This window comes from Lysobacter antibioticus HS124, from assembly GCF_000336385.2.
GTDB classification, from domain to species: Bacteria; Pseudomonadota; Gammaproteobacteria; order Xanthomonadales; family Xanthomonadaceae; genus Lysobacter; species Lysobacter firmicutimachus.
On record NZ_HG424496.1, the window covers coordinates 1 to 9,828 of the forward strand.

The window sequence follows — 9,828 nt, forward strand, 5'->3', positions numbered from 1 at the left end:
CCCGAATCCCGAATCCCGAATCCCGAATCCCGAATCCCGAATCCCGAATCCCGACCATGAAAAAAGCCGTAGTACTCGTTTCCGGAGGCATGGACTCCGCCGTCGTCGCCGCGATCGCGCGCGAGCAGGGCTATGCCGTGCATGCCCTAAGCGTGCGCTACGGCCAGCGCCACACCTCCGAACTCGACGCCGCCGCGCGCATCGCCGCCACCCAGGGCGCGGTCGCGCACAAGACCGTGGCGGTCGACCTGCGCAGCATCGGCGGCTCGGCCCTGACCGACGAAAGCATCTCGGTGCCGCTGGACGACGACGGCCACGCCATCGGCCAGGATGCGGCCAAGGACGCGATCCCGGTGACTTACGTGCCGGCGCGCAACACCATCATGCTGTCGATCGCCCTGGGCTGGGCCGAGGTGCTGGGCGCCAACGATATCTTCTGCGGCGTCAACGCGGTCGACTATTCCGGCTACCCGGACTGCCGCCCCGAATTCGTCGAGGCCTTCCAGGCCCTGGCCAACCTGGCGACCAAGGCCGGGGTCGAAGGCGCCGGCCTGCGCGTGCAGGCGCCGCTGCAGTTCCTCAGCAAGGCCGATATCGTCCGCGAAGGCGTGCGCCTGGGCGTGGATTTCGCCGAAACCGTGTCCTGCTACAAGGCCGACGACGCCGGCCGCGCCTGCGGCCACTGCGACGCCTGCCGTCTGCGCGCCGAAGGCTTCGCCGCCGCCGGTGTGGCCGACCCGACCCGCTATGCCTGAGCCGGCCCGCCCGCTTCGCCGCGCCTGAACCGCGCTGCGAACGGGGGCGCTGACTCGGCCGCAAGGGTTTTGCTAGAATGACCGACCCCGGCCACGCGTCGGGGTCAGCAATCGAGCTCCGGGTCGTTAGCTCAGTCGGTAGAGCAGAAGACTTTTAATCTTTTGGTCGAAGGTTCGAATCCTTCACGACCCACCACTCTCCCGCGGTCGAACCGCGTCTGTCCGCCACACTCGACACGAAAAGGCCCTGTTTTAGGCCTTTTCGTCGTCGGCTTGCGGGCTGGTCCAATATCCACAGCCCTGCTTGGCGATAATTCCGCCAAATTGCCTCCGTTTTCTACCTTCCCGCGGGCTGCCGGCCGCCGGATTGGTTTTCGGGAGCTTACGGATCAATGGGTTGCGGCTGGACTTTTCAACGAGGCCTATCGCGATCGGCATGCCCGCGCCGGGTTCCAACTCGGCACCATTGATCGATGCGGCGAGCGACGCGAACCACTGCAGGAATGAGGAAGCTTGGGCGGAGCAGGGGGGGCGATGGCTCTGCAGCGACACGGGGTGTACGCGCTTGCGCATGTCCAGGTTGATTGGCGCATACACGGCGCAAGCGGCCGCGGCGGCGCTCGGTCTGTTCGACAAATCGATGGCCTTCGACGCACCAGGCCGCCGATCCGCTTTGTTTCTCGAAGGACTGGCGCCGCCGGACATCTGGCCGGACGAGGCAAGTCAGCGACGCCTTGTTGGTATCGCCGGCGCCGCGTTTGAAAGCGTGGGACCTTGAACTGCGTGAAATCGGGCTCGATGGTGGCTATGCATCCCCACGTGGGCGGCCGAAGCCACCGATCTTCGCGTCGCCGAAGCAACCGGGCCTGCGCTTCGGCGGCGCCGTCGGAAACGCCATCGAGATCGCTACCGGCAAGGAACCGATCTCGGTGTGCGACAGAGGGATAGGTGTCGATGGTTTACCGTGGACGGCCCTTCAAATTGGGTGGAGGGCGCATCAGAACATCGAGCAGGACAACGGCGCGAAGAACGCTTTGTATTGGCGCTGGTTTCGAGTTCGCCCAACCACTCGCCACCGCGACGCGCGCTGTTCGAAGGGCTCGATATGACCCGTCCGCGCAAGATTGCCCGAGGCCTTGAAGCGACGAGGGCGCCGAACCCGCGGTGACCGGGGTCGTGCCTACGGACGCTGGTAGCCGTTGGAAACTTGTTTCGTTGCCCCGGAGCCAGGCCGGGTTTGACGAGCGCCGCCGGGAGGAGGTATTTATCGGCGGTCTAGACAGGGATGGCGCTGACGATGGGCAAGGTCGATACAAGGGCGAAGAAACTCGTCGCGGTGTTCGCCATGCTGGGGGCGACAGCCGCTCCGGCGATGGCGACCGACAAGATGGTGATCGATGCGAGCGGAACCTCGCCCGACCGCATCCTGACCTACGTCAACGATTATTCGACGGACAAGTCGGGGATCGGCGATGGTTCGGGCGGCATCCGGGAAATCGTATTGACGATGGTCTATGAGGCGGCCAAGCAGCCTTATTGGACCGAGACCGTGCTGCAGTTCAAATGCCCCGGCGCCGCCGGCGTGGGCAAGGCCTCGCGCAAGCCGGCGGGCCAGCCGTCCCCGGCCCTGCCCGATGCCGATTCGGCCGAGTTCCGCATGGTCGGCGGGCACAAGCGGATGAAGGATTCGCCGGAGATTCAGTCCCTGACGGGCAGCGGTTGGCAGTCCGCATCGAACTATCTGATGCTCAAGGTCTATCGGGTCGCCTGCAGTGACGCCGCCATCCGCGACGCCAAACAGGCTGCCGCGATGCCGAACGGCAAGATGGATCCGGCGGCCTTGCGCCAAAGCATGCGCGAGCTGGGTTTCGATACGGCCGAGTTCCTGCCGACCGAAGGCCTGTCGATGAACGTGCTGGCCAGCTACACCTGGGAGCACTTCTGGAAGGGCGCGCCCAAGCCCGCGCTCAACAACGGTCGTCAACTGACGGCGAAAGAGGCTGCCGCGTTCGAGAAGCGGCTGCAGGATCAGATCGCCTTGTTGGAGCAGCAGCGCGACGATGTCGGCGCGCGCATCAAGAAGGTCGACGAGGAGAACCGGTTCGTTCAGGAGGCGGCGAAATTGCGTGGCGGGCGCCGCGTCAGTGCCACCGAGCAGACGATGATCAGCGTTTGGCTCGGCAAGAACGAAAGCGACGTGGTTACGGCGATGGGGGCGCCGGCGGTCAGCGAAGCAGGCGGCATGCGCTATCTGACCTATGCGCGTGAGTACGACAACCGTTTCGCATTGGTCACCGCCGGCGGCGACCACATTTCGACCCAGGGACTGTACGAAAGCTGCCAGGCGCAGTTCGTGCTGAAGCCCGATGCCTCAGGCGCGATGCGCGTGGCCGACGTGGTGGTCGAGGAAAATCGTAGTGGCCCAGGTCGGGCCTATGTGTGTTCGGGCCTGCTCAACGCGCCGAGGAATTAGCGCTCGCCGGCCGGCGCTGGGCGCGCCGGCCGCGGCGCCCAGCGCCATCCGGTGTCCGATCACGGCTTGGCGCCGCCGGCCATGCACTTGTCCAACATCCGATAGGCTTTCTGCAATTGCGGCAGCTTGACGGCGTAGACTTCCTTGCCTTCGAGCTGGACAGTGAACTCGTCGGTGTCCTCGCCCTTCTTGATCACCTTGCGCAGGTAGTTCTTGACGTCGAGGAACATCACGAATGTCCCGCGATCCTTGACGATATTGACGAGCGCGGTAGGGTAGGTGACGGTCTTGCCCCTGGCGTTGATGACGATCTCGACCTGCTCGGTGGCCGCGGGCGAACGGATCTTGTCGCCGCTGAACCAGATTTGCCCCGCGCCCCGCTTGGTCTCCTCGGCGTTTCCGGGGCCATGAATGGCATACAAGCTGTCGGGCATGATGTAGCTGACGGAGCAGCGCAGGCCGTTGTCTTCGCGGCTGCGCATCAATACCCAATATCCGTCTTTCGATTTATAGAATGCGTCGCTATAGAGCGAGCCCTGGCTTCCTCCCCCTCCCTGAAGAAGTTCGGCAGGAATTTGGGCGATCACCGATGGAGCTGCCAGCAGCGTCGCGATCAGCCCGCCGGCGATCAGCCAATGCTTCGTGAAATGCATGGAAAATCCTCCTTAATCTCCAAAATGCAGGGGAATCGTAGCACCAAGGAGTGCACCGGCACAGGGCGGTAGCGGGTAGGCATGCGTTGTTCGGGTTCGCAGCAAATTGCAGGTCGCCACCCTTCTATGGACAGGCGGCCTAACCAAAAATGCCTGGGCGGCACAGTTTTCCATTGTTCACTATGCACCGGTTCGGATCTGCCAGTATTTTTCGACGCTGCCAACCGAGAGAGCCCCCAGTGCGTACTTCAGTAAGAGCTTTTCCGCTGGTCATCTGCATGAGCATGACGGCCTGCTCCCCGGGGCAATCCTCTACAGAGCGCGTCGATGGGGCATCGCATGCGCCCGCACGGGCTGTGCCGGACATCAAGCTGGGCGTGGATGCCAGGAATGCGACTTACATTGTCGAGGGCGAGCCCGTCACGCTCGTGGACGGTATCGATGTTCGAGCTATCGTGCCTGGCGCCGCTTCGAAACAGATAACGCGCTTCATCGGTCGCGAAACAGAACTCGATCTCGACGGCGACGGGCGTAAAGACATGGCTTTCCTGCTGACGCAGGACATGGGCGGCAGCGGCACCTTCTACTACGCCGCTGCGGCGTTGAATACTCCGCAGGGGTACAAGGGCACGAATGCAGTCTTTCTGGGCGATAGGATCAGCGTGCAGAAAGTCGATGTCGTTGCGGAAAGGCCGTCCGAATTCTGGGTCAGTTACGGAGAGAGAGCGACCGGGGAACATGCCCCTGAAGAAGCCATGAGCATGATCTCCAAGGACTTCAAATGGGATGGGGCCTCACTCGTGGAGGTTGGCGCATCGCCGGCGCAAGGCAACACACCGTGAGGAACGCCGACAGGCCTTGTACCATGCGATTGGCGGTGGGGTTGTCGCGATCGAGGATCAAAGTCGATATTGCATTCAGCGTATTGAACAAGAAATGCGGGTTGAGCTGGTAGCGAAGCATTTTCAGCTGGGCCTGATGCGCCATGCTGCGGGCGGCCAGCGCGCGCTGGGTTTCGTCCTGCAGCTGGCGGTAGTATTTGATGCCGATATACAGGCCGACCCAGGCCATGACCACGTAGATGTAACTCAATGCGTACGCAATATAGGCGGCGCGATTGGTCGGTGCGCAGGTAGCGCAGAACTCGAGCATTACCTTTCGCGTTACTAGATCCATGACAGCGGAACTGGCCAGGATGGGCACTGTCATCGTGGCCAACAGCTTTCTTGGCGGCAGGCTCCAGCAGGCATGGAAAAGGTAGCGCAGCCCCAATGTCACCGCGGCGCCGGTAATCGTGGCGGTCAGCGGCACCACCCAGTAGCCTGCCGGCTTTTCGTATGCGATGGCCGGCAAGTAACCCAAACCGAAGCAGGCGCTCCAGCCGGCAAGATGCAGCGTCCAGAACAGATGTTGGCGCGGCGGATCGAGGGGGCGATGGTGGCCATTGATGAGTGGGTTGGGCGCCGATGGCGCGATCATACCGCCGCCTATATCGCGGTCGGCAGCGGCTCGTCGACAGAACCGCACCATTCACCGCAAAAAGAGCTGCATGCTACAGGTGGAGTTTCGGGCCGTCGTGCGACCTGGCTTGCATGTGGCGAGGCGTGGTCGCGCGATCCGTTACTAAGCGGGCTTGAACCATGTCGCGCGAAGGCGTTTGAAGTCGCCTGCGGCTCGTGATGCAGTTATAGAGGACGCGGTAGGGCGATACCTGCCTCTCGTCACGGGCGATGTATCGAAGCCATCCACGATCCGACGTCGAAGGGAGTGCTTGTTGGTTGCCTGTGCGCACACGCGAGTCTGCCCTTCGGGAGTCTTCAGACGTACGATCGTTTCCTGTCGGGTACTGTTGCCGGATTCATGGTCGACTCTAGCCGCCCGCCATTGCAGGTAACCGTGGATTATCCTGGGTAATCAGGAGAGCTGGATTCCAGATGCCACTCCACCAGATATCCACCGTCGGGCGGCCGCCTGGGCTTGTTATTCCTGCCCCAGCAGACCCGACGTCCCCAAGGGGGAGGAACGGCGCAAAGCGGGACGCCTCGCCGCGAACTCGGGCCGAAATGCTGGGGGGAGGGCGTTCCCACCCGCTCACTTCAGTGGCCGCGCCAAGCCCTCCGCCTCTTCGGTGTTCAGAAATCGCGAAAACACCTCTGTGCCGGAACCCAGCACCTCGGCCTCGATCGCGCAAACCCGGTCGACTCGTACGAACCGCCATTGCACCTCGCCCTCGCTGGTCGCATAGCCGACCTCGTCCACCGGGCCCAGCCGCTCGGCCTGCTCCAGCGCCTGCGTCTGCGACCCCGCCCGAATCAGCACGATCCGCTCCTCCCACAACCCGTCCTCGCGCGGCGGCCGATGGCAGGCCTGGTACATCAGGCTGGCCGCGAACCAACATCCCTCGCCGCCGCGCTCGTCGGTCGGACCTGCTTCGCTGCCGTTTCCCGTCATCGTCCACCTCGCTTCGAATCGCCAACCACTGCCTCGCGCATCGCGTCCCGATCGTCCTCGCGCGTCGGCAAGCGGGCGCGATGTTCCAACGCCTGCTTCATTCACTCACGGCCGTACCGATCGATCAGAGTGGAAAAGCCGAAGATGCTAGTGCTTCGACGATTCGCAGCCGGCATCGATGCGCCCCATCCATTCCCGTCTGGCCTGTTCCAGGCTCATGACGTTCGCCCCACCCGCGAAGCCGGGATTCTCGGCCTGCACCGGATCGTCCTCCCAGTTGCAGCGGCGGCAGATCTCGTACCCGCCGCGCTCGTCGATTTCGAGCGAGCCGCAGCAAAGGCAGGGCAAGAAGGGGTGGTCAGGTTCTGTCGTAGTCATCTTTGTTCATCCATGAGAGGGGCGTCAACCGGACAGGCCTGGGCTCGCCTCGATTGACCATCGCGGCCTTGGGCACAAGCACCATCACAGCGAGGCCAGATAGCGTTGAGTCCGCAGCAGCAGCGTGCGGATCGTCGTTTCATTCAAAGTGTAATCGTGGCCACCTGGACGATAGCGGGCCAACGCGACCACGACCCCCTGGATGAATTCGTCATCCGGAAAGGCCTGGTCCAATAGCACCTCGATGCGGTTTGCGGTCGCGAGCGTTGTTTCGCGGCCCGAGATGAAGCCTTCGATCAGCGAAGAGCAGGCTAGGGTATCGGTAGTCATGTGGTCGCACCGGCCGGTCCGCGATGGTCGATCTGGATGGCTCCGGTCGCGCTGAGGGGCATCATTGGCCCGCGACCACCCACAAGCGGGTACCGTCCGAACCGAGTCGTCGGGCAGGGAGATGCCGTTGACGATCGCGACGCGCCCAGTTCCGGCTTCAGGCGAATGGACGATGTCCGGCTCTGCGAGGGGCTTCTTCGTCCTACGACTCAATTGACCATCGGACTCCTGATAGGGCGGCCGACCATTATCTTCTCGAATTCTTCGCGGCCTATCGGCTCCAGCGAAAACTCCGCCTCGGCGAGGATCTCGCTATCGGCAGGTACAGGCTCGGCCCCAAGCCGAGTGCCCCCGGCCGATGCCTGCTCGCCGGCAAGCCCGAGCAAGCCATCGGCGAACACCTCGACCTTTCTGACCTCGTATCGCTCGTCATCCAGTTCGCTGATCAGGACGGCCGGGTCGTGCTTCCCTGCGCGATGCCATAGGGCCTTGAGATATTGCATTCCAGTCGTCCTTGCTTCAAGCAGCGACGGCGTAATGGACATTCGGCTAGTTCAACTCGAGCATTAGCGATTTTGCGGAATTCAGCGCCTCCAAGAAGGCGTCGAGAGGCAGTTCAAAGGCGGCGTCCGCGGGCGAGAACCTTGATGGAATTATCAGTTTGCATACGTCCAAGCCCTTGTCTTTATTGAGCTGAGCAATCGGAATTCCCCTATAGCGGATTTCTACCGACATGCCTGCATAGTCCAGGTCGCTAAACGGTGCTATTTCAAATTCCGGTAGAGGGGGCATTTAAAAGTCCGGTCAGAGTGATTGCCGCGCGGAGTTCTGCCTCATGGCGCTTTTTCAATGATATTAGCCGGGCAAGCCTAACCTGTCTTGCGGAAAAACCGGTCAGGTCGGCTTCCAAAGGTCTAGGTGGAAGGTTCTGTCGTGTGTCTATTTTGGGCGGTCGTCGAAGAACTGGTGCATGGAAAGCGCGCGCTCCAATGCGCCCACAGCGCTCTGCAACTCATCGAGATCGAGTGAAGTCCAGCCGTTTTCCTTGCACGCGGTGACGACCGCCTTAGTGGTTTTCAGCAAATCGCAAGCGAAGGACGCCGCATCCCGTACGGCTTCAACCACCACGTTTCGTCGGCCATCTCCGGTCAACGCTCTAAATCGGAGGATGCCGTCGGCTTCCTTCTCGATCTCCACGCTGTGCGGCCCTTCCATGAAATTCATGATCTCCCGCTTACGGCCTTCGGCGGTCAAGTTGCAAACGGCTCTTAGCCACCAGTCTAGAACGACTACAACGAAGTCGCTCCAGTCCGAGCTTTGAAAGTCCGCTCCGCCCAGTGATATGTGGAGACGGCCCCGCGCCGCTCGCGATGTACCGGCGTCAATAGAGGCGGCGTCGACCATCAAATGAACGTTCATTGCCGATTTGTCACTGGATATGCAGTTGAAAGGGTCGGTCAGAGCGGTTTCCGGCATGTTGGTTTGCCACTGTTCAATCGCCCCGGGGCAGAGCGCCTTTCCGACATCTGGACGGGAAGATGCTCCACCCCGGATTTTTTGGCAGATTATTCTTGTTTCATCAACTCAAGATGCTTGCGAACTGGCTTCATTGCCGTTCATTCTCCGGGCTGTTCCTCCTGAGAGGGTCTTGGGTACTCAAACCCTTGCTCTTCCCATGTCTGCATTCCTTGAAGCCATTTTTTTGCTTCTTGATGCCCATTGTTTGCTGAAAATCGGAGCCATTTCAAAGCAATTGTTTTATCTTTTGGTGCTCCGCAAAGTCCGTACAGATGTTTCTCAAACAATTCGAACTGAGCGGAGGGGTCGCCGGACTCCGCGAGTCCTTCTAATATCGAGAGCGCCCGAGGTTGATCTGGAGTCAAACCTGGTTGTCCAAACTCAAGCAAACCAGCAAGTCGATGAGCTGCATTGTTGTCTCCAGCAGTTGCAGCGAACTCAATAGCATCTTGGTACTTCTTTCTGAAGTGAAGAGAGAGCGCGGCATTGGTGCGAGAGGTTTCAGTCTCTAGGATTTGTGATATCCGAAGCCAGGCGTCCCACTCTCCCGATAATCCGGCAACGGTGAGATACGCGATGGCCTCGGCTCGCAATCCTTTTTCTAAGCACTCTTCGCCCTTAGCCATGAAATCAGAGGGAGTGTTGTCGTCAGTCGCAGAAGTCATCGGGAAGTTGCTCGAAGTAGTCTTTAGCGCAAGATTCTTGATAGGTGTCCGAGGCGAGTGCTCCGAATGGCCCGAGCGCTTTTATGAATTGTCGCCTTTTAAGCTTTGATTGCAGGCGTGGAATTGCACTGCCGTTATTGTGAAATACTTCTCGGGTTGCTCGTTTTAGAAAGCTGCGTTCTATGGGTTGTAGGTTGTCGCAAGCTGCTTTCTGTTTTTTACTCATTTTCTTCGCGTCTTCTGGGGTCAGCGGCTTGCCCGTGTATGCATTGACCCGCGGGCCGCTGCTGCTATCAAGGTGATAATGATACTCACCACCTTCACCTCTGCGCGCATGTTCTGAAGGAGTTCCTGGGGCGCCATTACCTTTCGGGTTGGCATGGAACGTGACGCCGTCTTTTTCATAGATCTTTAGGAGGCCTAAAGGATCGACGTACGAAAGTGGGTTGTCTCCCGAATAGGCATAGGTATTGATGTCTCCATCCAACCCAATCGGATCACTCTGCACATACCTACCGCTCTCCGCATCGTAATCCCGGAAGTAGTTGTAGTTCAGCCCCGTCGCCGAATCGTACCGCTGCCCCGGAAACCGCAGGTCGAACACG

15 protein-coding genes and 1 tRNA gene are annotated in these 9,828 nt (G+C 60.7%); 6 read left to right on the forward strand and 10 right to left on the reverse strand.

What is annotated here, in order from left to right; translation table 11 throughout:
* Positions 1-56: 56 nt before the first annotated feature.
* Positions 57-755, forward strand: a complete 699-nt coding sequence (gene queC, locus TX83_RS10575; RefSeq protein WP_064747919.1) for a 7-cyano-7-deazaguanine synthase QueC — start codon at positions 57-59, stop codon at positions 753-755.
* A gap of 120 nt (positions 756-875) precedes the next feature.
* Positions 876-951, forward strand: a tRNA-Lys gene (locus TX83_RS10580).
* Between the two features lie 56 nt (positions 952-1,007).
* Here TX83_RS10580 and TX83_RS22750 read toward each other — a convergent pair.
* Complete coding sequence (locus tag TX83_RS22750; protein ID WP_141233464.1) at positions 1,008-1,328, reverse strand: hypothetical protein; 321 nt, start codon at positions 1,326-1,328, stop codon at positions 1,008-1,010.
* Here TX83_RS22750 and TX83_RS22755 point away from each other — a divergent pair.
* The 3 genes from TX83_RS22755 (at position 1,327) to TX83_RS10585 (ending at position 3,228) form a co-directional block, all read left to right on the forward strand.
* A complete protein-coding gene (locus TX83_RS22755; RefSeq protein ID WP_141233465.1) occupies positions 1,327-1,533 on the forward strand; it encodes a hypothetical protein in 207 nt (68 codons plus the stop codon). The two genes, TX83_RS22750 and TX83_RS22755, sit on opposite strands and share 2 nt — an antisense overlap.
* A complete protein-coding gene (locus TX83_RS22760) occupies positions 1,514-1,864 on the forward strand; it encodes a hypothetical protein (RefSeq protein WP_141233466.1) in 351 nt (116 codons plus the stop codon). The genes TX83_RS22755 and TX83_RS22760 overlap by 20 nt, the downstream gene beginning before the upstream one ends.
* Before the next feature lie 188 nt (positions 1,865-2,052).
* Entirely contained in the window at positions 2,053-3,228 is a 1,176-nt protein-coding gene (locus TX83_RS10585; RefSeq protein ID WP_141233467.1) for a hypothetical protein, read from the forward strand.
* Positions 3,229-3,287: 59 nt separating this feature from the next.
* Here the strand turns inward: TX83_RS10585 and TX83_RS10590 are convergent, their stop codons facing one another.
* The gene (locus tag TX83_RS10590; protein WP_141233468.1) at positions 3,288-3,881 is read right to left on the reverse strand and encodes a hypothetical protein; all 594 of its coding nucleotides are present in this window, start codon (positions 3,879-3,881) and stop codon (positions 3,288-3,290) included.
* 278 nt (positions 3,882-4,159) lie between these two features.
* Here TX83_RS10590 and TX83_RS10595 point away from each other — a divergent pair, with 278 nt between their 5' ends.
* The gene (locus TX83_RS10595; RefSeq protein ID WP_141233469.1) at positions 4,160-4,723 is read left to right on the forward strand and encodes a hypothetical protein; all 564 of its coding nucleotides are present in this window, start codon (positions 4,160-4,162) and stop codon (positions 4,721-4,723) included.
* Here the strand turns inward: TX83_RS10595 and TX83_RS23675 are convergent.
* From TX83_RS23675 to TX83_RS10630, 8 genes are all read right to left on the reverse strand, one after another.
* Positions 4,659-5,360, reverse strand: a complete 702-nt coding sequence (locus tag TX83_RS23675) for a histidine kinase (RefSeq protein WP_222423756.1) — start codon at positions 5,358-5,360, stop codon at positions 4,659-4,661. The genes TX83_RS10595 and TX83_RS23675 overlap by 65 nt on opposite strands.
* Before the next feature lie 612 nt (positions 5,361-5,972).
* Positions 5,973-6,332, reverse strand: a complete 360-nt coding sequence (locus TX83_RS10605) for a DUF4288 domain-containing protein (protein ID WP_064747923.1) — start codon at positions 6,330-6,332, stop codon at positions 5,973-5,975.
* Between the two features lie 147 nt (positions 6,333-6,479).
* Positions 6,480-6,710, reverse strand: a complete 231-nt coding sequence (locus TX83_RS10610) for a CPCC family cysteine-rich protein (protein ID WP_064747924.1) — start codon at positions 6,708-6,710, stop codon at positions 6,480-6,482.
* 84 nt (positions 6,711-6,794) lie between these two features.
* Positions 6,795-7,040 carry a hypothetical protein gene (locus TX83_RS10615; RefSeq protein WP_064747925.1) on the reverse strand — a complete coding sequence of 82 codons (246 nt, stop codon included), beginning with the start codon at positions 7,038-7,040 and terminating at the stop codon, positions 6,795-6,797.
* 209 nt (positions 7,041-7,249) lie between these two features.
* The gene (locus TX83_RS10620; RefSeq protein WP_075575109.1) at positions 7,250-7,543 is read right to left on the reverse strand and encodes a DUF6881 domain-containing protein; all 294 of its coding nucleotides are present in this window, start codon (positions 7,541-7,543) and stop codon (positions 7,250-7,252) included.
* A 436-nt stretch (positions 7,544-7,979) separates the two neighbouring features.
* The gene (locus TX83_RS10625) at positions 7,980-8,294 is read right to left on the reverse strand and encodes a hypothetical protein (protein WP_141233470.1); all 315 of its coding nucleotides are present in this window, start codon (positions 8,292-8,294) and stop codon (positions 7,980-7,982) included.
* 362 nt (positions 8,295-8,656) lie between these two features.
* Positions 8,657-9,223, reverse strand: coding sequence for a tetratricopeptide repeat protein (locus tag TX83_RS22765; RefSeq protein ID WP_141233471.1), 567 nt, complete (start codon positions 9,221-9,223; stop codon positions 8,657-8,659).
* On the reverse strand, positions 9,207-9,828 hold a 622-nt coding region (locus tag TX83_RS10630; protein ID WP_141233472.1), incomplete at its 5' end, for an RHS repeat-associated core domain-containing protein. The genes TX83_RS22765 and TX83_RS10630, both read right to left, overlap by 17 nt.

Excerpts from the sequence above, each read along its gene's own strand:
- TX83_RS23675 (WP_222423756.1), bottom strand. The coding sequence starts at position 5,360 with ATGATCGCGCCATCGGCGCCCAACCCACTCATCAATGGCCACCATCGC.
- TX83_RS10595 (WP_141233469.1), top strand. The coding sequence starts at position 4,160 with ATGAGCATGACGGCCTGCTCCCCGGGGCAATCCTCTACAGAGCGCGTC.
- TX83_RS10590 (WP_141233468.1), bottom strand. The coding sequence starts at position 3,881 with ATGCATTTCACGAAGCATTGGCTGATCGCCGGCGGGCTGATCGCGACG.
- TX83_RS10615 (WP_064747925.1), bottom strand. The coding sequence starts at position 7,040 with ATGACTACCGATACCCTAGCCTGCTCTTCGCTGATCGAAGGCTTCATC.
- TX83_RS22765 (WP_141233471.1), bottom strand. The coding sequence starts at position 9,223 with ATGACTTCTGCGACTGACGACAACACTCCCTCTGATTTCATGGCTAAG.
- TX83_RS22750 (WP_141233464.1), bottom strand. The coding sequence starts at position 1,328 with ATGCGCAAGCGCGTACACCCCGTGTCGCTGCAGAGCCATCGCCCCCCC.
- TX83_RS10585 (WP_141233467.1), top strand. The coding sequence starts at position 2,053 with ATGGGCAAGGTCGATACAAGGGCGAAGAAACTCGTCGCGGTGTTCGCC.
- queC (WP_064747919.1), top strand. The coding sequence starts at position 57 with ATGAAAAAAGCCGTAGTACTCGTTTCCGGAGGCATGGACTCCGCCGTC.
- TX83_RS10610 (WP_064747924.1), bottom strand. The coding sequence starts at position 6,710 with ATGACTACGACAGAACCTGACCACCCCTTCTTGCCCTGCCTTTGCTGC.
- TX83_RS22755 (WP_141233465.1), top strand. The coding sequence starts at position 1,327 with ATGTCCAGGTTGATTGGCGCATACACGGCGCAAGCGGCCGCGGCGGCG.
- TX83_RS10620 (WP_075575109.1), bottom strand. The coding sequence starts at position 7,543 with ATGCAATATCTCAAGGCCCTATGGCATCGCGCAGGGAAGCACGACCCG.
- TX83_RS10605 (WP_064747923.1), bottom strand. The coding sequence starts at position 6,332 with ATGACGGGAAACGGCAGCGAAGCAGGTCCGACCGACGAGCGCGGCGGC.